This window comes from Roseburia sp. 1XD42-69, from assembly GCF_003612565.1.
In the GTDB taxonomy this organism is placed as follows: domain Bacteria; phylum Bacillota; class Clostridia; order Lachnospirales; family Lachnospiraceae; genus Roseburia_B.
The window spans coordinates 155798-176965 of record NZ_RAZG01000001.1 but is presented as its reverse complement, the minus strand read 5'-3'; the positions used below and the strand labels follow the sequence as shown (position 1 = coordinate 176965).

At 31.4% G+C, this 21168-nt stretch carries 27 protein-coding genes; 2 read left to right on the top strand and 25 right to left on the bottom strand.

The genetic code is table 11. The annotated features are described in order from the left end of the window. Nucleotides 1-123: 123 nt before the first annotated feature. The 5 genes from D7Y06_RS01290 to D7Y06_RS01265 form a co-directional block, all read right to left on the bottom strand. Nucleotides 124-930: a bZIP transcription factor gene (locus tag D7Y06_RS01290; protein ID WP_120406024.1), complete on the bottom strand. Its 807-nt coding sequence runs from the start codon at nt 928-930 to the stop codon at nt 124-126. Between the two features lie 274 nt (nt 931-1204). Then, nucleotides 1205-2656, bottom strand: a complete 1452-nt coding sequence (locus D7Y06_RS01285) for a hypothetical protein (RefSeq protein ID WP_120406023.1) — start codon at nt 2654-2656, stop codon at nt 1205-1207. 35 nt (nt 2657-2691) lie between these two features. Next, a complete protein-coding gene (locus D7Y06_RS01280) occupies nt 2692-3672 on the bottom strand; it encodes a DUF262 domain-containing protein (RefSeq protein ID WP_120406022.1) in 981 nt (326 codons plus the stop codon). A gap of 986 nt (nt 3673-4658) precedes the next feature. After that, complete coding sequence (locus D7Y06_RS01270) at nt 4659-6650, bottom strand: phage tail tape measure protein (protein ID WP_120406020.1); 1992 nt, start codon at nt 6648-6650, stop codon at nt 4659-4661. Nucleotides 6651-6728: 78 nt separating this feature from the next. After that, complete coding sequence (locus D7Y06_RS01265) at nt 6729-7151, bottom strand: hypothetical protein (protein WP_120406019.1); 423 nt, start codon at nt 7149-7151, stop codon at nt 6729-6731. Nucleotides 7152-7420: 269 nt separating this feature from the next. Here D7Y06_RS01265 and D7Y06_RS01260 point away from each other — a divergent pair, with 269 nt between their 5' ends. Together D7Y06_RS01260 and D7Y06_RS01255 are read left to right on the top strand one after the other, a co-directional pair. Beyond that, entirely contained in the window at nt 7421-7603 is a 183-nt protein-coding gene (locus tag D7Y06_RS01260) for a hypothetical protein (protein WP_120406018.1), read from the top strand. Between the two features lie 207 nt (nt 7604-7810). Further along, a complete protein-coding gene (locus D7Y06_RS01255; protein ID WP_120406017.1) occupies nt 7811-7996 on the top strand; it encodes a hypothetical protein in 186 nt (61 codons plus the stop codon). Here D7Y06_RS01255 and D7Y06_RS01250 read toward each other — a convergent pair. The 20 genes from D7Y06_RS01250 to D7Y06_RS01155 all read right to left on the bottom strand — a co-directional run bounded on the left by D7Y06_RS01250 (nt 7986) and on the right by D7Y06_RS01155 (nt 21153). Further along, nucleotides 7986-8165: a hypothetical protein gene (locus D7Y06_RS01250; protein ID WP_120406016.1), complete on the bottom strand. Its 180-nt coding sequence runs from the start codon at nt 8163-8165 to the stop codon at nt 7986-7988. The two genes, D7Y06_RS01255 and D7Y06_RS01250, sit on opposite strands and share 11 nt — an antisense overlap. 36 nt (nt 8166-8201) lie before the next feature. Next, nucleotides 8202-8384 (bottom strand): hypothetical protein, encoded by a 183-nt coding sequence (locus D7Y06_RS01245; protein WP_120406015.1) that lies wholly within the window; start codon nt 8382-8384, stop codon nt 8202-8204. Nucleotides 8385-8389: 5 nt separating this feature from the next. Next, on the bottom strand, nt 8390-8590 hold the full coding sequence (locus D7Y06_RS01240) for a hypothetical protein (protein WP_120406014.1): 201 nt from the start codon (nt 8588-8590) through the stop codon (nt 8390-8392). Continuing rightward, nucleotides 8583-9020 (bottom strand): hypothetical protein, encoded by a 438-nt coding sequence (locus D7Y06_RS01235; protein ID WP_243119028.1) that lies wholly within the window; start codon nt 9018-9020, stop codon nt 8583-8585. The genes D7Y06_RS01240 and D7Y06_RS01235 overlap by 8 nt, the downstream gene beginning before the upstream one ends. A 59-nt stretch (nt 9021-9079) precedes the next feature. After that, nucleotides 9080-9967, bottom strand: a complete 888-nt coding sequence (locus D7Y06_RS01230; RefSeq protein WP_120406013.1) for a GIY-YIG nuclease family protein — start codon at nt 9965-9967, stop codon at nt 9080-9082. A gap of 284 nt (nt 9968-10251) precedes the next feature. Further along, nucleotides 10252-10824: a hypothetical protein gene (locus D7Y06_RS01225; protein ID WP_120406012.1), complete on the bottom strand. Its 573-nt coding sequence runs from the start codon at nt 10822-10824 to the stop codon at nt 10252-10254. Between the two features lie 8 nt (nt 10825-10832). Further along, nucleotides 10833-11138 carry a hypothetical protein gene (locus tag D7Y06_RS01220; protein ID WP_120406011.1) on the bottom strand — a complete coding sequence of 102 codons (306 nt, stop codon included), beginning with the start codon at nt 11136-11138 and terminating at the stop codon, nt 10833-10835. Between the two features lie 16 nt (nt 11139-11154). Beyond that, nucleotides 11155-11526, bottom strand: coding sequence for a hypothetical protein (locus D7Y06_RS01215; RefSeq protein ID WP_120406010.1), 372 nt, complete (start codon nt 11524-11526; stop codon nt 11155-11157). A gap of 11 nt (nt 11527-11537) precedes the next feature. Next, nucleotides 11538-12326 carry a glycoside hydrolase family protein gene (locus D7Y06_RS25790; protein ID WP_158591185.1) on the bottom strand — a complete coding sequence of 263 codons (789 nt, stop codon included), beginning with the start codon at nt 12324-12326 and terminating at the stop codon, nt 11538-11540. 384 nt (nt 12327-12710) lie between these two features. Continuing rightward, the gene (locus tag D7Y06_RS01205) at nt 12711-12971 is read right to left on the bottom strand and encodes a hypothetical protein (RefSeq protein WP_120406009.1); all 261 of its coding nucleotides are present in this window, start codon (nt 12969-12971) and stop codon (nt 12711-12713) included. A gap of 62 nt (nt 12972-13033) precedes the next feature. Continuing rightward, nucleotides 13034-14047 carry an Ig-like domain-containing protein gene (locus D7Y06_RS01200; RefSeq protein ID WP_120406008.1) on the bottom strand — a complete coding sequence of 338 codons (1014 nt, stop codon included), beginning with the start codon at nt 14045-14047 and terminating at the stop codon, nt 13034-13036. A gap of 53 nt (nt 14048-14100) precedes the next feature. Next, nucleotides 14101-14859 (bottom strand): hypothetical protein, encoded by a 759-nt coding sequence (locus tag D7Y06_RS01195; RefSeq protein ID WP_120406007.1) that lies wholly within the window; start codon nt 14857-14859, stop codon nt 14101-14103. Beyond that, a complete protein-coding gene (locus D7Y06_RS01190) occupies nt 14849-15442 on the bottom strand; it encodes a hypothetical protein (RefSeq protein WP_120406046.1) in 594 nt (197 codons plus the stop codon). Before D7Y06_RS01190 ends, D7Y06_RS01195 begins: the two co-directional genes overlap by 11 nt. An 11-nt stretch (nt 15443-15453) precedes the next feature. Next, nucleotides 15454-16476: a hypothetical protein gene (locus D7Y06_RS01185; RefSeq protein WP_147415558.1), complete on the bottom strand. Its 1023-nt coding sequence runs from the start codon at nt 16474-16476 to the stop codon at nt 15454-15456. 18 nt (nt 16477-16494) lie between these two features. Beyond that, the gene (locus D7Y06_RS01180; protein ID WP_120406005.1) at nt 16495-16947 is read right to left on the bottom strand and encodes a hypothetical protein; all 453 of its coding nucleotides are present in this window, start codon (nt 16945-16947) and stop codon (nt 16495-16497) included. A 20-nt stretch (nt 16948-16967) separates the two neighbouring features. Continuing rightward, nucleotides 16968-17735, bottom strand: a complete 768-nt coding sequence (locus D7Y06_RS01175; protein ID WP_120406004.1) for a hypothetical protein — start codon at nt 17733-17735, stop codon at nt 16968-16970. A 2-nt stretch (nt 17736-17737) separates the two neighbouring features. Beyond that, nucleotides 17738-17947 carry a DUF5659 domain-containing protein gene (locus D7Y06_RS01170; protein ID WP_120406003.1) on the bottom strand — a complete coding sequence of 70 codons (210 nt, stop codon included), beginning with the start codon at nt 17945-17947 and terminating at the stop codon, nt 17738-17740. Nucleotides 17948-18035: 88 nt separating this feature from the next. After that, on the bottom strand, nt 18036-19052 hold the full coding sequence (locus D7Y06_RS01165) for a hypothetical protein (RefSeq protein WP_120406002.1): 1017 nt from the start codon (nt 19050-19052) through the stop codon (nt 18036-18038). 19 nt (nt 19053-19071) lie between these two features. Continuing rightward, on the bottom strand, nt 19072-19674 hold the full coding sequence (locus tag D7Y06_RS01160; RefSeq protein WP_120406001.1) for a hypothetical protein: 603 nt from the start codon (nt 19672-19674) through the stop codon (nt 19072-19074). A gap of 15 nt (nt 19675-19689) precedes the next feature. Then, nucleotides 19690-21153 (bottom strand): hypothetical protein, encoded by a 1464-nt coding sequence (locus tag D7Y06_RS01155; protein WP_120406000.1) that lies wholly within the window; start codon nt 21151-21153, stop codon nt 19690-19692. Between the last annotated feature and the right edge of the window lie 15 nt (nt 21154-21168).

Genomic DNA, 21168 nt, shown 5'->3' with positions numbered 1-21168 from the left:
TTTAACTAACCCAATGGCAGAAACAACTCATAGGCAGGACTCTGTAGGGTATAACATTGTTCCGTGAAACTTCCTGTTTCATTAAACAACATTATACAATAGTATATACCCAATGTCAACAGTTTATTCATCATTTTTATCCGATGTTTTGTCGGATTCCAAAGTATGAACTCTTTTTGACAATTTTTCATTTTGATTTTTTAGATTAGATATTTGCTTTTCCATATTATCTATCCTATTCTTTTGACGAGTATTTAATTCTTGAAATTTTAAGTTTTCTTTATTGATATTTACATAATCTTTATAAATATCTGAAAACATAATATAAAATAATTGTTCTTGAATTTCCTTTAATATATTTGGTTGTATTATCTCATGAAGTTCCAATATTCTGCCACCAGAAATAAATTTTGAGTCATTCATTAATAACACGCCATCTTTTACAAATCCTTCTGAAATGCAACACTGCCTATTTTCTTTAGTCATATTCGGATTATGAATTGGATGATAACATTTATCTCTCCATGTCTTCCCAGTTGTCATAGGAATTATTAAATATTTCTCATCTTTCTTTCCTACACATAAACCAGGATGTATATATCCAATTTCGCCTTTGTATGTTTTCCCATAGTCAATAGTGCATACTTGTCCAAATAAAACTTTTTTAGGTGCATTCTCGCTTGGAGTATACTTTTTAAAATGATTTCTCTTCATCCAATTTGATTCTGCAATGAGGATGGAAGAGGAGTCGTATGCATTCAGTTGGCGAATTATACAATTCATATTATCTATTAGTTGTAACACACCATTTAATATTTTTGGTTGATTTGTTGCTCGTGTTGTTTTATTTAATTGAGTGTTTTTTGTATAAAATCCAGTTTTGTCAATATAATCAAATTCAAGATTTGATGTATCTAAGTCTTTATCCAATTTGTAGAATCTCCAATCGCAAATTAGTATTTTCCACTATTATACGACAAGAGAGTGCAAAAATCTATTGGAACATATGTTTATAACAAAAGCATATAAAATAAGACTGGTAAAAAAATTACCAGTCCATATAATTCCTTAAAAATCTATGCCGTCTTAATAAGTCCTCTCCAATAATCCAATCTTCCTCTTACATTCTCTGCTGAACCTGTACCAGACTGGACGTACTGCTTATATTCCTCATTATTTTCATATGTCACGATGAAATTCTTTTTTAAGTATTTTCAACATATTTGTAGTGAAAACCATAATTTGCAACTTTTCCATTTGTTCGTAAAGAATTTCTTATTCCAACAACTGTAATACGGTTATCTTGTTTATTCATATCATTAACACAAATTTTTGCACTATTATAAACTTTCATAGTTTCCAAACATAATACTTTTTTTGTTAAAAGTCCATCATATTCGCACCAACCAAGTTCATTTCCCATTTTTAACCATTTCCTAATTAAATCGGCATTTAAGTGAAAAATTCTTGATATTGATGCTGCACTTAAATTTGGATGTTCTTTTCTATAGTCACATACTTTTTTGGTTAAGTTGCAACAAGAATCTTCTAAACATTTATTCCAATTAATGTTTGTTAAATCAAAAATATTTGCCAACTGGCTTTTCAAAATATTATCACGGAAATCACCAATATCCGTGATTCTAATTATTTTATAACCATGTTGTAATGCAAGCTCATCTTTTTTAGAGTCCTTGAATTGTGATTCTTCTTTTGTCTGTCCAGACATTTTATTATCAATTCTATGAAAACCACCATCTGTTTCAATAATTATTTTTTTAGTTTCTATTACGAAATCATAAATACCAAATGTGTTCTTATTAGTAAATGGATTATAATATTTACACCAATCATACTTATGCTCTGATAAATAATCATCAATTTGATTGCTAGAAATTAATTGTTCTAAAAGAGAGTGCATGTATCTTTCTATGAATGATAAATTATCATTACATTTACATGGTATAGTTTTTGTATTATATAAATTACTAATGGAGCGTTTCTTGGTGCTTATTTTATTACAATATGGACATTTAAAAAATATTTTAATGTCACTACGCTTACTATATAATTTTGCATCTTCATATCCATTTGGGAAAAATTTTATCATCCAAGGGGAAGTAGTTGGTATATCATTTATTCCTTCCACAACAATGCTTCCAGAACAACAAGTGCATCCATTACCTCTGGAAATCATATTTTCCGGCATCCATCCATTATCCCATCCACAAATATTACATTTATAGACATATCCTCTCACTTTATCGGTTCGTTTGGGCATTTTTATAAGACGTGTTTCTTGTTTTAATATTGTAAGATCACGATGATTATCTTTAAAGTTTTCTCCCAATGTATATCTATACTGTTTTGAATGTTTTCCAGTGATTTTCCCTAATCCTTTATTAGAATCTATTACTGAAACTGGTACGCTTACAATTTTTCCTTTATAATCTACTACAACTTTATTTTGATATTTTTCTCCTCTTATATAGTCTATGATTTTAAACTCATCTTCTAACTCATTATATACAAAACGAACTTTGTAATTTATTGTATTTTTCCAATCTACTCCTTTCCAATTACGAGGAAGGTTGTCTAAAAATATTTTTCCGATATTTAATTTGCCTCCTTTTTTACAATAAAAAACAACTGCCAATAACAGCAGTTGCTTTAAATAATAATATTATTATTTTATAATTCTCTAATAATTTTCCTCCAATAATCTAATCTACCTCTAACATTTTCAGTAGAAGATGTTCCTGATTGACAAAATATCTTGTAGTCTTGCAATTTCTCTGTGTCAGTATAATCAGATAAAAATTGTGTAATACTTTCTATCAATTTTGAGAATGATTTTTTGTCTTTTACACACCTATATGATGCAAATAAAATCATTGGGATATTAAGTTGTTTCACTTTTATCGTTTCAAATGCCTCATTAAATTTATCCATAGCTGTTTTCAGTATATCAACCTTATCCTGTGAAATCGAATCGGAATGATATGCTACGAAAACATCAATATCTTTCGTTCTGAATGAAGTGAAATCATTTTCATTATTCGTTTCAATCAGCATCAAAGTTTGAATAATTAAATCCCTGTCAGTGCCGTTTTTACGCTGCGCCTTTGTCATGAGTTTGTCCATAAATGGATGAGTAGCAAGAGAGTAAACAATCTCGCTAAATTCATCAGATTCTCTGACAATCCTTAATTGCTTTGCGTTTAATGGTTTGCCAGCATTTTGTCTACGGAATATTTCACGAACATCTTTTTCCGTACAATCAGTAAGTTCATATATTTGTAATTCTGAGCTAAGGATTATATCTTTGGTATCTTCATCTAATTTACTGAATTTTAAACCAGCTAATGATTTTTCTTCATCGTTTATAAGTACTGGTTCCATATCTTTTGACAATGCAAACTTATCCCCAAGGAAATCACGCACACAGCTTAAACGTTGTACGCCATCAATTACAGAAACGACACCATCTTGCTTAATACCGTAAGTTGGATTAGTAGGGTATTTACGAAGAAGAGAATCAATTAAATCCGTTTTCTGTTTGCGATTCCATTGTCCTTCAGGACGTTGCAATTTATGAGAAAGGAGAATGGTTCCCTTTTCCATTGCCTTGTTAAGAGCCTGTAGTGTTTTAGTTCTACAAGTATAATCCATATGACACCTCCGAAAATTTGAAATATTAAAAAATCATATTTTTAGAGTAGTGCATTTTTAATAAAATGTCAATATTTAGAATAAAAAAATATTCAAAATTTTTATGTCACAAATTTACAAAATATGATATAATAATTATTACGATACTAAGATTTGATTCCATAACCACTTCCAAAAAACTCGCCTCCACAGCGAGATCAGCTTGATCCACACAAGCCACCAAATAGTATGATATTTACAACAAAAACAGAATTATCGGAGGTGGCTCATGGGAAATATAATTGAAAGTATTGTTGAGTGTGAATCTTTATATGGGATGGTATGCGTATTATCTTGTTTCATTTTCTTTTATATTACCATTCGATTTGTAATGCCTTACATATACAAGATTGTATGTAAATTATGCAATACATTGGTAACATACAAAGATGTTCACACAAAAGCCAATGTTAAGGATGTCTCGTTTGAGACGAAATTACATCGGTGATATGGACTACTGGATTCCACTCTGGTAGTCCTTTTATTATTTTATTTCTATTTCATCTATTTTAGACTCCACTCCAAAATAGATATTCTTATCATCCACGATATGAAAGTAGGAGATAAGAATCCTACTGAATAATATACTGTCATATCTCAGCATAGTATCGAATGTATATTCTTACGGCAGCGTTGCATCTAACCGTCTGTAGCCATTTCATTACAGTGAGGGTTCATCATTATACAAATGAGTATAAAGAGAGGCTTCCCTGCGGATCTCATTTAGTATCACATTACTGTGATAGGCACAAGATTCCCCGTCCTTGTATTATCACAAAGAGTCTATTCAGACCATATCGACCTACATACGAATGAGTATGTATTTTATTTACTATCATGTATCTCATGACAGGCATAGAACCTTCTTGTCTTTGCCACAAGAATCAAAAACTATGCTGTCGGCACATTCACAACATTTCAACAGTGTTGATGACATACTAATATAATTAAGCCATACCGACGTTTTTTATGGAACTAAATAATCCAGCACCGAGTCCAATAGTTCCTAAAGAACCAAGTTTATCTATTAAAGAATCAATTGCTTTTACTCCTGTTGTCCCAATATCAACTAATCCTTTAAGAAAATCGCTGTCAAGAGCAGTATTTGACAAAGATTGAAAAGCGGCTTCAAGTTTTTGAATCTTTGCTTCTAATGAACCCATCCAACGTTCTTGCTCCTGCATTGCTGAACCAGCAGCATTTGCAGATGCTTCATATGCTTTTTGGATTTGTCCAGATTTAAATGCTTGTAAAATAGCAACACCTTGATTGGCTCTATTTTTACCAAACATTATTTCTGTAAGATCAGCCCTATCGGAATCACTAAGATCAAAATAGATTTCTGAAATTTCTTTTAACTGATCATATGTAGACTTAAAAGATCCATCATCTTTAAAAATATTTACAGTGCCCTTTGATAAATTATATATCTGGGTCTGAATCTTGCTTATCGATTCAATATCTTCATATTCTTCTCCAATACTTTGAAGTTCACCCTTCATCCCACGTAAGCGCATACTAACAACACGAAGACCGTTAGCCAATTCACCAACATTTTGTGTGATTTCTCCCCCACCTGTTAGAATCGCAAGGGTTTGATTGATATCATTTCCTGCAACTGCCATGGAAGAAGCAGCATTACGAAGTCCATCACCTAAAGATTTTGCATCTGTAGCAAATTCATTTCCTAAACGGTTTAGAGAATCTACAATTGTTATACTATTGTCAGCTTCTATATTAAACGCTTTCATGGCAGTTACAAGATCAGATACAGCCGTATCATCATCAACTTCACCAACATTAGCATAAATAGAAGAAATTTCTGCGAGCTTACTTGCCTCATCAAGTGAAAATCCTAATTTTGCCCAGTTTGCTGTTTGCTCAACTAGACTAGATACTGAACGACCTAAATTATAAGCTGATTCACTTGCGGAGTCCAAAAACTGAACATACTTCTTTTCTGTCTCATCAGTTACTTTATAAAGATTGGTCATTGCAGTGTCAATTTCATATACCGCTTTAGGCATCTTCTGTAACTGATAGACTAATGCCATTACTCCAGAACTTACAGAAAGCCATTGAGTAAAACTTTGTGCAGCCTGCGACATTTGATCCTTTAATGAAGCACCAAGTCTACCAATACCACGCATAGAATTTTCTGCTTTTTTAAATCCATCAGAAATTTCATTAAATTGCATTTTTGTCATCTGCGAATTAAGATCACGTAAACTCGCTATATATGCTTCATTAGTAGATATAACTTGTTTAGTTGCGGCGGTATTTTTCTGATTCCAAGCTTCAATAGCATTTGCTTTATTAAGTCTTTGCTGGACAGAAGTAAAACCCTTAGCAGAAGATTGAAGCTTAGTGTACTCATTACCAGACTCAATTAATTCTTTCTGTAATTTATCATTCAAAGATATAATTTCTTGATAATTACTTTCATCAAATGGTTGATTTATTCTAGTTTTTAAAATATCAAAAACATTTGAAACATTAGATGTTTTCTTTTGAATTTCATCTTCTGTTAGACCAAGACTTCTAAAATTTCCTTCTATCTTTGCAATCTGTGTAGGATAATCATTCTTAATTCCCCCATTCGATAAAAGTTGAATTTTATTGACTTGATTTGCAATTTTTTGTATTTCTGCATTAACTTTACCACTTGATTTACTAATGCCGTCAGTAACATTCTGAACAATGTTATTTCCAATTTGTAGACCAATCTTAGAATCAAAAGAAATATTAGAAATATTAATTTTTTGATTCAGAACAGATTCTAATTGTTTTAGAATATTAGAAATACTTTTTGGATCAATCTCTGCTTGAATCTTTAATTTGTCAATCTGATTTTGAATCTTATCAACATCAGAATTAATATTTCCTTTTGATTTTGCTTCATCTAATTTTGCCTGAAGTAATATCAAAAATTCATCCATATATACAAATACCTCCTTGTGTTTTTGACAATAAAATACCGCCGATAGAAGGGCGGTAGTAGTTGCAAATATTTAATTTTACCGAATTTTCAAACCTTGTTTTCGTAGTTCTTCTAATAATATATCAATACAATTCTCCTCACAGAAATCTATAAACACTTCCCAGAAACGGTGTTCTTTTGTTTCATCTGTAATCCATCCGCCGTGACTGCCGATATTTGCAGCATGTAATTGTTTTTCGCCAGTCCAAAAACTATTATAATTCATTTTAGATTTATCAATAAAAACCTGTCCACAAGTTTTAGTAAGCATCTTAGTTATTGCAGATCGCCAGAACTGATATGTTCTATGATAGTAGTCAGGTTCAAATACATCATAAAATTCTTCATCAATAATTTGCTGAAGACTTCCCAAAAGTCTGTTACATGCATTTTTAATGGCTTTGCCGCAGACAACATTTATCTTTTTTAAGTCATTAGGTGTTTTTATTATTGTAGCCATAAATCACATCCAATCTGTATTTACTTTTAGAAAATAAAATATTATAATATTTCCAAGCACATATGCGATCATATGACCACATTATGATTCGATAGCACGGCTATATGCTTGACTAAAGCGTCTGTGGGAGTGCCTTATGGCACAAAATCTACTGAGGTACATAGTACCAGAAAGGACGAAAGATATTCTCGTGTATAAACAACATATCTTGGGATTCTCCCAGTCTTATCTCCTTTTCTTGTATGTCAAGTACAGAAGGGAGGTGAAGAATGGTAGAGATTTTTATGACATTGGTTATTGTGATCATTTTGCTCATAGCTGTATGTTATATTGGAAGTCTTGTTCTTGCCAAGGACACAAAAGAATTCCATATACACCTTGGGCTGTTGAAAGGATTTGATATATCAGGTTCTTTCTATGAAAACAATAACCCACAGGAACATCATCAGTAACTAATAGTCCAATTCATCAGTAGGAGAGTAGTAGTGGAAGTAGATTCAAGAGATTAGCATCGTAGTGATACGGTGCTATTTCTCTGCATTATTTATTCCCTTACAGAAAAATAATCCCTCACAAGACAGTGAGAGTGGTAATATTTCATTTACTTTATTTACTTACAGTGTTATAATTTTCATATCAATTATATGGAGGGCGTATTCATGGTAACAACGCAACAAGGTAAAAATTTTGTACACGAACTTTTAATGGAATATATTAAGCAAAACAATATATTACAATGTGACAAAGAATTGATTCCAGAAAGAATTAATCAAATTGTAGAAGTTGAAAATATTATTTCTGAAAATGTACAAAAGAAATATCACAATATAAGTTTTATAGTGTAATTGGATTATTATCTTCGATTTCTCGAATGATACAATCAAATAAACATCTCGTTTTTGAAAGCGATACTTTTTGAGATTTGAGGATTTCAAGTATTTCTTTTTTTGTAAATACTAAATCTTCACCTAACTCTTTATTCCATTCTGTTACTCTATAAGTATTTCCATACATTTTTTATATTCCTCCAATCCCTTTGAAAGAGACATTTTATGTCTCTGCTTTGTTATTTGATTCATGAATCAATTTCGTCAGAGAATCCACAAATTTCTTTTCAAGTTCCTCTGGATTTTTAATAAGTTCCATTGCTTGTTTGTCAATAAACTGCCAAATAGCAAGTTGCCATTTAGTTCTTAACTGCCAACATCTTATTGTTCTAAGTAACGTAATCATATATTCTATTCCTCCTCTGGTTTTCCTAAATTCCATTTAAAAATAAATTTATTGTCTGGTGTGATGATTGTCATCATTCCTTTTTTAAAATTATATTTTTCACTTATAATCTGAGAACTTGTGTTTAATACTTTCATTAAACAGTCCTGAGCATCTACAGACCAGTTGTTTTCATCAAGATATTGTTTGATTTGTGGATCAGTCATTGATTATTACCTCAATTTCTGTTCTTGGATTATTTTTATCATATCCAGTTTTTAAGGTGAGAGAACGTAAATGCTTTTCATCGTCATCTACAATAAAACCTGATTCTGTAAACGAATCCAAGAGGAATTTTGGGACTTGATTATCAACATCGTGCCTTCTTTTAGTATCAAAAAAGACAGTCATGATAATATCAAAACTGTCTAATTTCATGTTTGTATATCCTAATTCATTTATTAACCAACAACCAAACAATTTCCATTTCTGCTTTAGTGCGTTCATTTGCATTCTCGGAAGTATACACCATTGATTTATTGATGGATGCCTGGGCTTATCTATTTGCTTTTTAGTAGCTCTTGGATGTTGTGAAAAATAGTATTGATTATATTTTTCAATAGTATCATTATCTATAACAAGTTTTATAAAAGTCACTTCCTTTACATAAAAATTCCACTATCCATAATTAATAGATAGTGGAGTAGCGATTTTATCTATTCAGTTACAGCATCATAATATCCGTCTGTTCTAAGCAAATCTATTATTTTTTCTTCATAATATACATATTCCATATTTTCTTTTGAAAATAGGATGCTATTGCCATTTTCATTTTTTAATAATATATAATTATTTATGTACATCCATTTAAATATATCCCATGAATGTTTGTTAGTATTTATTGAGAATGGTGTATCCATAGTTCTTATATCAACACCAAAAAATTTATTAGCTAGTCCATTACAAACTGATGAATGTATGTATTTTTTCATTACTAACGCAGCTTCTAAATTACCTAGTGCAATTTCAATCGTGTAATTGTCCAAAGTATCTAAAGCGAATTCATATAGTTCTTTTTTTGATGGTAATTGAAAGGAATATTCTTGTTTAAAATCCTCATCATAAATATAATAGATATGTAGATTGTCATCAAATATCATTTTTATAATAGGAGAATTTAACAAACTAAAAACTTGATTTTTATTTAGCAAAAACCATTCTCCATTTTTTCTATAATTTTTAAATTTTTCATGAATCTGTTTTTCGAGACATAAAGATTTTCCTGATGGAACACAAATCAAATTGATAAGGTGTATTTTATCTTCGAGTCCAAATTGCGTTTTAAATACAGTATTTATAGAGCGTAGTCTTTGTATAGGATTTTCTGATTTTCCTATTTTTATTAGATTTGTCACTTCGTTATACATAAAATAAACATATTCTATATGTGATGATGTAGAATGTAAACAATACGTCTTATATAAATATAGAAAATCTTGAACATTCAATTTTTCAAACATCTTTTTATAATAATCTAATATAAAATTTGTTTGTATTTCTAACATCTGTGTATAAAATTGTTTATATTCATCAGCTATTGACATAACTATAAATCTCCTTTACATTAAAAAATATTTTTCAGTTCCAATTTCTATTTCTACATTCATCTCCTAAAATTTCCTAAAAATAGAACAGAGTGGTGGTAGGAGATTTGACCACCACTTTTATCTGGGAGCGACCCATATAAGTTTGTTCTATAATAATGCCAGTTCAATAACCTCTGACATTTTGGTATGTGAAATACCTATATCAATTTATTGGTATTCATATAGATACTTCTCCAAATAAAAAGAGCAACCTCACAATGAAATTGCTCTTTCAATTATATTTACATTCGCTCAATCTTTTCCCATGTATACATTTCTTTTTGTACAACTGAATGTACAAATGAATTTTTCCCGTCAGCTTCTTCATATTCCTCAATCAAATCTTCCAGAGCTTCTAACTCCATATCATTGATTTTCCCAAGTTCATGATAATACCGATAAGATTGACTTATTTTGTCTTTTAACTCAGCCCTGATCCGCTTATTGTTCTTTCGTTCGCTTTCCATAAATCGCTCATCTGTATTACGTTTCATATCATCTATTTTCTTGGAAATATTAAATATTGATTCTGAAAGCTTATTCTGTGCATCAGTTAACTCTCTTTGAATGGTTAATGATTGTTCACGATCATGCACTCTGTTATCCATTATTTCTTTGATTGCAGACTGATTATTTTTTATTGTTTGTAGTAACTCTTCTTTATTTTTCTTTCTGTTGTATAAATCATCAAAAAAATCAGAAATTATTTTTCTATTCTTTACAATAATCCAACCTATAAAAATCAGAATTATAACTGCAATTACAATTATCATTGGATCAATATCTATTAGGTATTTAGTTAATATTTCTTCCATTCCATAAATCAGCCTTTCTTATTTGTGATTTGCACAATTGCTTGTTTAACCTTATCGAATCCCACCATAGATACCAAGCCACTTGCCAATCCCATTAGGACTGCATAAATAACATTATTTACAGTAAAAGGAACAGCATTTAGCTGATAATATACAGCAGTGCCTCCGCCTCCTACAATAAGAGCAGTAATAAGTGCAACAATATTATAAGACAAATTTACTTTATCTGTTGCGACATTTTTAATACCTTCAGTTACAAGACTACTTATTACAGAGAACCCAGAAAGCAGAATTAGAAACATAGTAGTTGTCATATATAAAAATCCTCCTCTAATTATCAGTTGTTGAAAGTACGGTTGTTATAACTTGATTCAAATCCAACTGTGATTTAATCTCATCTGGCATAGTATTTAACATTGCCATAGGTAATTGAATCTTATGGTCGCTACGAGACATTAAATAATATGCGCCTGATGACAAACCTAACTGTGCCACCCAAGCTCCGAGTAGAATTCCAAAACCATCAAGATTATATAACTGTGGAATGGAAGAGTAAGAAATATCTATTCCACTATTAATGATAGAATTGTATGCTTCTTTTACATACATACCATTTAAAGCAATACAAATAAAAAAACCTACTATCAAAATAACTGCTATAATATAATCAGCAAATAGTAATTTTTTACTAAATTCTTTCATTTTCCCTCACGCTAAAACTTTAATAATTTTTGCCATGTTTTCTTTCTGGCAGTAATTTCTCCATCAATTTTACATCCATTTGCTTCTTGAAACTTTTTGACGGCAGAATCAAATTTTTGCCCTGTAATACCATCAACAGTCCCACAATTATATCCAAGTGTATTCAAATATTTCTGTATTGGTTTTACAACCGCATGTTTAATATTTTTTGTTATAGATACTGTTACTGTTTTTGATAGGGTTTCATTCCCTGCAATTCCGTCAACTTTTGCACCAATAGCTTTTTGTATATCTCTTACAAAGTCTTTCTGAGTATATTTATTTACGGTGTTTAGATAGTTTGTATTAGCAGATTGTGTTATGTCAGTTTTTAAAAATAGTTGTCGTTCTTCTTTTCTTCTTGATGTCAACCCTGCAATAACTCGTCCATTAGCTTTATTATAAGATAAAAATTTATCTGCAATTTGTGAAATAGAACGAGTTCCATTTGCTGTTAATCCATTGATATTTCCAATGTTATAACAGAAACTCACCAATGCATCAAACTGGTTTTGATTCCAATGATATTTATTATCATATTTATTTACTTTTGATTCATATGATTTAAGACCTTCTTTTAATAATGATTCAGCTTTTGCCTGTGTAATTTTAGTTCCCATTGTTAGTGGTTTACCATCTATTGGTTTTGTCCAACCATATCCAATGGTAATAACCCCTACAGTATCTCTATATGCGGATAGCCGACACCCTTCAAACCTTTTGATAAGATTCAAACCATAATTGGAAATTGTATTTGCCATTCTTATCATCCTCTCTTTTTACAATAAAAAAGAACCAGATATTTTCTGATTCTTGTTAAAAATAGGAAAGTAGTAAACTTGCCTGACTATTGATTCCAAAACCGTTCACTCACAGGTACGTTATCTACTTTTATATTCATTCTCTTGAATAACCTTACTTTTGAATTTATCACCATATCTTATCGTTTATGTAAATTAATTCATTCATAATATTTGCAATCTCTTTTTTGGTCTATCTCAACATACCTATCTTTATCTTTGCAAAATTTTTGACTTATACATAATTGATCTATTGTTCCAGAATTTCCAATAAGATTACAAAAGATCATTATTTTTCCAGTACGTTCCGATAATTGTTCATAAGAATTTTTACACATAACTTACCTACAGTAGTTTAATAGAAAAATCAGGTTGCCCTATTTCACTTTTATATTTTACATTCACAGTTGTAGCAGGACAGCTGAAGTGCTTAACATCTCTAATTCTAATCCCATATCCATCAAAATTTATGTCCAACGTCTTTAAGGAATTGTTATAATTTATAACGCTACATTCCTTTTCTTTAAAATCATCCTTTTTCTTTTTAGTGCGTGTTTTTAAATTCCTACTTAGTTCATTATTCTGTTTAATTATTTCTTCTTCCATTGAATGTCCTCCAAAGATAAACGGATAGTATTTTTCAACTATCCGTTTTATTAAAACTATTTTTAGACTACAGTGACATCAATTTCATCAGAAACACCATTATATGTAACTGTAATTTTAGCAGTCCCAGAAGCTACAGCAGATACAATTCCTTTTTCATCCACAACAGCAATATCTGGAGCATCACTTACAAAAACGCAGTCAATATTATCTAACTGTACTGGTGAATATAAGGCTCCTTTTAATCCTATAACCGAAATGGCTGTTGTTTTACTTGTGTCAGTAGAATTAAGATTTATGCTTGCTGGAGTAGCAGCAAGTTCTGTCACATTTAAAGCTTTGACTGTATCATCAAACTCTTTAATATATGCATATACACTAGAACCATCTGTGCATGTATCTCCTTCAACCGCAAGAGCTTTACCATCAATATTTGTACTTGATACGCCGTCTGGTGTAAAGCTAATCGTAAAATTACCGCTTGGTTGATATGAAGGAATGATTACCTGAACATTACCAACTTTCCCAAGATTATTATTATGCTTATCTGCGTCAAGAACAAGTTTATAAACATTAGGAGCACTGTCAGCATCAATAGTAATAGATTTTGCAATACGATTATATTGATATGTTACTTTTACAGTCCCTTTTTCAATGCCATATTTAGTTAGATCTATAGTTGTTTTTTCTGGTGTTGTGGTTATAATAAGCCCATTATTTAACTCAACAGCAACGTCTCCAATAGGAACAGTAGGTAGCACCCCGATTCCATCATTGATCTGGATACATTCAGCAAGTTTATATACATCGGTAAGACCATCTGTAATTTTAGAGCCAACCTGAGATGCAATATATTCTAATTTCCAGTCTGCGGCCTCAAGTGTCACTCCTAACTCTCTTCCATACTTAAAAGAATAAATTAATTTATTCCCTTTACCTGCATTAACATTCTGTTCCTGCATAGAAACTTCAATAGAAGTATTAAGGTTTGTAGTACCAGTACATGCTAAAATATCGTCATAATATAAAGCGAAATTTGCAGTACTTACTAAAAAATTTTTTTCATTTTTAGACATTAAAAATCCTCACTTTCTTTATTATCTAAGAAACAAAAAAAAGAACAAAGCTATTAACTTACTTTGCTCTTTAATTCATTTTCATCCATTTTAATATTTTTATATTTATCATCCACTTCAAGAGAAGCCATCCAATGTTTGATTGGTTCTTTGAAAGAAACCATACCACTACATTCACCAGTTTTTGCAATAGTATATCCTTCATGTAATTGATAACGTTTAATATATCTCCAAAATTTGCGTATGGTCATATGCATAACTCTTTCTTCCGAAATATTCATAGCTATAATGAGAGAATCAATATAGTCCTCAATATTCGCTTGGTTTTCTTCTTTATTTACCGAATGTTGTGCATTTAATAATTTCTGTTCAGTGTCATAATTAAGAAATTCATCTATATCGAAATCTATTTCATTCTGAATAATAATAATCCTTCTTAGATCATCAAATATTTCAGGAGTGACTATTTTATTGTTTATAAATATGTTTCCTTGAAAAATTTTGACTTCTTGATCTTTACAACATAACCTTAAAAGTTGTAACGCAAAAAAAAGATATTGAGATAAATCAGATATTTTATATTCATTTTCCAAATCCGTATTTCCAAAAGAATAGAATAAGAAATCAAGATAACTCATTTTTATAATCTGTTTGTTTCTAAAAATACTATTTTTTCTTACAGTAATAGAATTTGAAAAAGTTTGGAACATAATAACATCATTCATAGTAACAGGATATAGTATAATATTATTGTAGGTGATAGGTTTATTGTAAATCAGAAATGGAAGTAAATATTCTTTATTAATTTTCACAACTATTTTCAACCTCGTTTAAATTTGTGACGTTGTATTTTAAACATTTTCCGTAATATTTGTTGTTTGGAGAATATAATGTGCAAAATCCCCTTTCAGCAGGTTCTATATTACCAATACCTTTAATTTTTCTATTTCCTTTTAGAATTCGATCTACAGTATCGCATAAAATATCTATGCGGTTGCCATAATGACCTACTTCATAACCCATCCCTTCAACTTCATTGATTGAAGGAACGGTATCATCTGTTATTCTGATGAGAGATTTTGATGTAAAAATGCATATATATAAGCCAAAGTCAGTAAAAATATTTTGTCTAATCATATTTATATCTGTTTCAACAAACACAAATGTTTTTTCTTCGTCAGTAGTATCGTCTACGAAATTATGATCAAAAAGTTGTCCCTGAACTTCATATTTCTTTCTGTCAATAAACCATGTACCACCAAGTAACATATCTTGTATTTCCAACTGATTATGTGGCGGCTTTTGTGGATTCATCAATGTGACAAAATCATTATTTTTCAAGAGGAGATTTATTATCACATTTTTATATCTTGATGCATTATATAAATTTGACATAATCACCTTTATCATTCAATTATTGTTATTTCAAATTCTGCTAAAACTTTACCTATGATAATTATTTGCAATAAAAAAGAAGATCCTATTAAATCTTCATTGTCTACTAATAAGTCTATTTTGTTTTCATATGAATTTACTACGAGTCCTAAATCGCCTACTATATTCCATTTAAAATCAACATCTCTCCAGCTAATATCATTTTTATTTTTATCTGTGAATTTTACAATATAAGGACGCTTATACCCATTTTTCAGATTTGTATTCCCAGAAATTACACACCTTAAATCTGTCGTTTCATCGGGTTCTGGTGGAGTTGGTGGGAGAGGAGTGGTATTTTTATTATAATCACATATCCTCAATTCCTGATTATCGTCATTTGGATTGAATTCTGTTTTATCAGCTATGAAACTTAACAAGGAACCCATATTACCAGAATTATACAGAACATCGTCACTACGAGTAATTTTGAACACCTTAGTAGGCTTAGTTGGCTTCATATCAATGAATACTCGTTTGCCTTCCAGTTCAAAACCTTCTTCACAATATCCAATAAGGATAGTATAGTTGTTAGAACTCAGCACAAGCGTACTATTACCTGTCTCTCCAACATCATACTTGGATGCAGAAACTATATTAGAATAACGCTCTATAATTTCCCCATTTGCAAGCTGCCATTTTAGAAGATAATTGCACTGAATCATTTTCCCTTCATAATGTACATCATTGACATTGAAAGAATTATATATAAGCCAGTATGTATCATCTTTCGTATCGTGCAGATACTCACCAATCTTAATTGGATTGTCATATGTGGTTAGAAAATTCTGATAGTTTCCATTTAGCGAACTATATTTCCGTTTATATATTCTGACTTTTGCAGGTCTGTCATCACATCCCAACACTGGATTCCAGAAATACATAGTGGGAGAGTAAGACGAATCATGTTCTAACTCTTCTTTTAATAGATTCTGTCCATCAATTATCATTTCCTCTCGTGCCGTAGAACCACTATGTTTGATTCGCTCTTTCATAAGTTGAAGGCTCATACATTACACCTTCTTTCTATTTGTAACTAAGTCAAACAACTTGGAATTTCTGTATGATTTATTGATTGCAAGTTGATCATTCTCTTTCATAAGTTCAGAACGTAATTCTTTTGCTTTTGTAAGCATATCTTTGTTATCAATCTTATGAAAATCAACAGTAGACATACGAGCCTTTAATGCTTCCCTTGTCAAAATAAACTCACTTGTAAGCCATTCTATCGTCATATAGTTACACAACAGAATAAATGTATCATCTGTCAATCTAAAATTAAATTGTCCAAGTTCATCGTCTCTTTGTGATAGATCCTGTTTGCATGACTGAAATTTAACGATGGCGGGTCTGATATAGCCAATAACAATGTCATAAGCCATTTCTTCTGATATATCACAAAAAGAACGATCCTTTATACTGCGGAAAACAGCATCGGCAAGTTCTTTGTATGTAGTATTAGCCATATCCATCACCTGCCTTTATATTATTCACTTAAAATATCAAAATGTAATTTATCCTGTAACAGTCGAAGTACATTGACATCAACTAATTTTCCTGTCTTATACATCTGTCTTACCTTGCTAATAAGAATATCTCGCATATTTACACGCAAAGCATCATCTACGACCTTGCTAATTGTAGCCAAATCAGAATTAAAAACTGATTTAAGATTGTTTAGCTTTGCAACATTCTCATATACAGGAGTAAGCCTGAACTTTTTAACAGCACGTTCGTCCATAAGAATAACCAATGGTTTATTAAGGAAATCGCTACTGTAATTATTCATTTCATTCAGTTCTGCAACCGTCATGTATTGAATTTCACCAATCTGTTTCCATCTGATTACAGCGTTTGTTGTCCTAGATTTATATGTAAGACCGCCAAATGTAATAGATTTAACTGGAATAGAAGTATCAAGGTCTAATTTATCTTCGTAATCGTCTTTATCGTCAGCGGATTCATCTAAATCGTCAATGGTTTCAGAAATAGCATCCAACAAAGACACTGGTTTAGTATCTTCCGATACTTCATCCTGTGATTTTTCTACATCTTTTGGTACATTGTTCTGTTCTACAGTCTGCGTCATATCTACGTTTTCTGCTAAATCATCGTCTTCAGCAGAAACAGCAGTATATGCGTCATTTTCTTTCAATTTTGCAATCAATTTATCTTTGCCAATATTACCTACTTTAAGACCTCTTGACTTTGCTAATTCTTTTAATTCGTCAAGTTCCATTTTTGTATAATCCATGTTTATAATTCCTCCATCTTTGATTTTTCTTTTAACTCATTCCAAGTGTTGATTGTCTTATTTAATTCTTCTGATTTCTCAAAAGTGAAATAAGTCAAATTATTAGTCTTGTTTTTAGACTTTTTAATGTAATTAAAACCTTGTGATTTTAAGAAATGATATAAGTTAAAAGAGTAGCAATGGAAAAATGAATTTTTCTGTTCTTTTTCCATATATTTACCTCATTGATTTATTTTCAGCACCAATTTGGGCATAAATAACACCTTAATCGGTGCTGAATAAAATTTATATATCTACTAATTAAGATACGGCATATTTGCCCATAAGATTGCTAAACACAATGCCGGTTCCTAATTTTGTCTGCACCTGACTGTCGTATGTCTGATCGTTCGTATCCTGTGCCGTAAGGTCTCTTGCCCTTGTATCACCCTCGAAGTACATCTTAATAGGTTTCTCTGCATCAGGCAGAACATAGATAGACTTATTATCTACTTTGAAATCATAAGTACCACGAACAAATGTCTGAGGAATCATGATTGCACTTACACCAAGACCAGTCAAATTCAGAACGCAACCATTAGTTGCAAATTCTTCTTTCTGAGAATTGGAAATAAGTTTTGTGTCCATACCTTCTGCAATCTGCGCAAGAGCAGTACGAGTACCAGCAAGAACTACATTTTTCTGAGAAGCAACCTGTACCTTCTCAATCAGATTTGCCATAGTAGTTCTATCATAAGAACCAGACTCTTGAAATGCGGAAGGAAGATATGTACCAGCACCATTGAAAGCAGTATAGATACGTGCATCAATTTCATTTTGGAAACCTTTCTGCAACTTAGCAAGCATTTCAGGAATAGTAACAGTACCCTTCAGGAATCTCTCTAATTCATCATAAATATGAATGTAAATCCATTCCGTAGATACACCAAAACTCTTTTTGCCCTGTAACTTCGTTCTGTCAGTAGACCAGTAATTACCAGCAAATTTTGTTGCAACAAGAACGGAATTGTCCTCAACTACAAACTCATTCTTATCGCCTAATGCACCGTTCTTCACTTCTACGAACTGCTCATAGAAAGGAGAACCTTCCCATGCAAGAGGCAGATTGGTTGTAAGTACATTTTCCATGACAGTAAAGATTTCATTCTTATGGTTTCTCCAACCCTGCCAAGTAAGTTTATCTTCACCAAGAATATCAAAGAACGCCTCTCTTATAGCCTGATCCGTAAACTTTTCTGCACCTTCTGCAAACAGACCAACTCTGCCAGTAAGAGAATCATTCATCAAATTTGTTAATTCAACAAGATAGTTTCCCATATTTTATATACCTCCCTAATTAGACATTCTTAATAACTTCAATAGTTACTTTGGTTACTCTTGTATCAGCGGAATATCCCATACCAACAGCGGAATCACCAGAACCGATAACAACATTTTGACCAATAGAACCAATGCAGTAAGGGAAACCAATTTCCTCAACGGCAATTACCTTACCAACAAAACCAGAAGTAGGCTTCGTAGCAACTGCTTTAGGCTTATTTGTAGAGCCATCAACAGTGATATACTGACCAACTGCTACAGGTACATCTTTTGTTTCGCTTTCTTTTGTTTCAGTAATGGGTGTAATACCAGTGCTATAAGTCTTGAACTTATTATCTTTCTTTAACTGATAAACTCTAAAAGGCACACCAGCCTTGTTAATATAATTCTCTTCATTCTGATCGGTTGCTCGATTGTTGTCATAAGACCATGCAGGATTTGCCACAAGATATACTTCATCAGAAGTAGTAGGAACAGAAGCAGTATAAATATCTGTTTCACCAGTTACTAAATCACCCTTTGCAACTAACATTCCATTTTCAATATCAGAAGTTGCCTGAAAAGACAGACACTTTGCGCCCCACATATTTGTGGTTTCGACTACATTATAATTTGCCATATTTAAAAACCCTCCTTATTTTCTGTGCTTGTCCAATAAATGACCATATCTATTAGTCAATTCATCATCTTTTTTAGAAGCTACATTTGTTTCCTGTGGCTGATAAGAGAAAGAAGCAGATTTACTTACCATTTCCTGACCTGCCATCAGTGTTAAGTCGTGCATAACCTGTTCTGTTGTTACTTCATCAGCATTAAGTTTTGCTTTGTAAACTAAGAATTTTGGACTTCTGCCAATCTTCTTTGCAAAGTCAGCAACGATTGTGTCAATCTCATTCTTATGTGCAAGACGTTTTGCCTCTGCATCAGCACTTTCATACTCAGAAAGCCTTGTGACAGCTTTGGTGTACTTATCATTTAACTCAGCGTAAGCGGTATCTCTAGCTTCAATATCCTCATTAAATGTTGCAGTAAGTTCCTCCGTAATAGAAAATGCTTTTTCTTCTGCACACCTATCTATAACTTTGTTAAAGTCAATTAAATCGTTCATAGATACTGCATTTTCAGTTTCAAAATCTACTACAGAAAATTTCTTTTCTACTTTTCCATCCCAATCAGCAGCAATGTTACCATCGTCATCAAGTGCAAATTCAACGGTATAAACTTTAAGACAATCATGCTTATCCATAACCGTAAAAGAATTTTCAGTTGCGTCAATAAATGCATACTGCTCGGTTGCATTTTCACTTTCGCCAACTGTAAAAGTAGAAAGAAAAGATTTCAACTTTTCTAAATCCATAAATTTCTTTTCCTCCTTATTAGGTTCGTTTGTTACATTATTTTGAACAGCGGTAGTAGTACCATCTGATTCATACTGTTTTAATTTTTCTAACATCAGCTCAAAGTTCTGTTTGAATTTATCTGTATCAATAGAAAAAGCCTTCACCCTGGAAGACTCAAAACAAGGTTCTATATTTTCATTTGCGTCCATACTACGCCTTAGCAAACATAATGCAGACATAGAGAAGTCATTAACTACAACATAGTCGTTATCATAGTTGTAATCTTCAAAGAAAATTTCCATTGATTGATTGAAATATATTTCATCACTATAAGCTGCCTCCATAATTGGATAACGATGTGTCCATAAGATAATATCAACTGAAAAATATTTACGTTGTTCTCCTGAACGCTCTGTAATTAAATCCATAGACGGATTACAGTCTTCTGGAATTACGCCAAACGGCACACATTCATTAACAAGTTCAATTCCATTATTATCTATGATAATTTTAGAATCATGACCGCCGATATAATAATTTCCATCATCATCTTTCATAAGATGTGCAACAACAGGAACATTTGAATAACCTTTTCTTGCAATAAATTTTTGTAATGCTTCTTCTGTTATATCAGAATAATTTCTATTACGTCCTGTGTAAAAGACATTACATCTACATCGAGTAAAATCTTTATTGATGACTTGAAAATTAGTAAATTTTGCAGTCATATCAATATTTTTTAATTCTGTATTTGGCAATCTACATCCTCCTTC

Bases quoted from the DNA above. Each gene is read 5' to 3' on its own strand.
- D7Y06_RS01280 (WP_120406022.1), bottom strand. From the start codon at position 3,672: ATGGATTATACTTGTAGAACTAAAACACTACAGGCTCTTAACAAGGCA.
- D7Y06_RS01270 (WP_120406020.1), bottom strand. From the start codon at position 6,650: ATGGATGAATTTTTGATATTACTTCAGGCAAAATTAGATGAAGCAAAA.
- D7Y06_RS01265 (WP_120406019.1), bottom strand. From the start codon at position 7,151: ATGGCTACAATAATAAAAACACCTAATGACTTAAAAAAGATAAATGTT.
- D7Y06_RS01260 (WP_120406018.1), top strand. From the start codon at position 7,421: ATGGTAGAGATTTTTATGACATTGGTTATTGTGATCATTTTGCTCATA.
- D7Y06_RS01255 (WP_120406017.1), top strand. From the start codon at position 7,811: ATGGTAACAACGCAACAAGGTAAAAATTTTGTACACGAACTTTTAATG.
- D7Y06_RS01250 (WP_120406016.1), bottom strand. From the start codon at position 8,165: ATGTATGGAAATACTTATAGAGTAACAGAATGGAATAAAGAGTTAGGT.
- D7Y06_RS01245 (WP_120406015.1), bottom strand. From the start codon at position 8,384: ATGATTACGTTACTTAGAACAATAAGATGTTGGCAGTTAAGAACTAAA.
- D7Y06_RS01240 (WP_120406014.1), bottom strand. From the start codon at position 8,590: ATGACTGATCCACAAATCAAACAATATCTTGATGAAAACAACTGGTCT.
- D7Y06_RS01230 (WP_120406013.1), bottom strand. From the start codon at position 9,967: ATGTCAATAGCTGATGAATATAAACAATTTTATACACAGATGTTAGAA.
- D7Y06_RS01225 (WP_120406012.1), bottom strand. From the start codon at position 10,824: ATGGAAGAAATATTAACTAAATACCTAATAGATATTGATCCAATGATA.
- D7Y06_RS01220 (WP_120406011.1), bottom strand. From the start codon at position 11,138: ATGACAACTACTATGTTTCTAATTCTGCTTTCTGGGTTCTCTGTAATA.
- D7Y06_RS01215 (WP_120406010.1), bottom strand. From the start codon at position 11,526: ATGAAAGAATTTAGTAAAAAATTACTATTTGCTGATTATATTATAGCA.
- D7Y06_RS25790 (WP_158591185.1), bottom strand. From the start codon at position 12,326: ATGGCAAATACAATTTCCAATTATGGTTTGAATCTTATCAAAAGGTTT.
- D7Y06_RS01205 (WP_120406009.1), bottom strand. From the start codon at position 12,971: ATGGAAGAAGAAATAATTAAACAGAATAATGAACTAAGTAGGAATTTA.
- D7Y06_RS01200 (WP_120406008.1), bottom strand. From the start codon at position 14,047: ATGTCTAAAAATGAAAAAAATTTTTTAGTAAGTACTGCAAATTTCGCT.
- D7Y06_RS01190 (WP_120406046.1), bottom strand. From the start codon at position 15,442: ATGTCAAATTTATATAATGCATCAAGATATAAAAATGTGATAATAAAT.
- D7Y06_RS01185 (WP_147415558.1), bottom strand. From the start codon at position 16,476: ATGAAAGAGCGAATCAAACATAGTGGTTCTACGGCACGAGAGGAAATG.
- D7Y06_RS01180 (WP_120406005.1), bottom strand. From the start codon at position 16,947: ATGGCTAATACTACATACAAAGAACTTGCCGATGCTGTTTTCCGCAGT.
- D7Y06_RS01175 (WP_120406004.1), bottom strand. From the start codon at position 17,735: ATGGATTATACAAAAATGGAACTTGACGAATTAAAAGAATTAGCAAAG.
- D7Y06_RS01170 (WP_120406003.1), bottom strand. From the start codon at position 17,947: ATGGAAAAAGAACAGAAAAATTCATTTTTCCATTGCTACTCTTTTAAC.
- D7Y06_RS01165 (WP_120406002.1), bottom strand. From the start codon at position 19,052: ATGGGAAACTATCTTGTTGAATTAACAAATTTGATGAATGATTCTCTT.
- D7Y06_RS01160 (WP_120406001.1), bottom strand. From the start codon at position 19,674: ATGGCAAATTATAATGTAGTCGAAACCACAAATATGTGGGGCGCAAAG.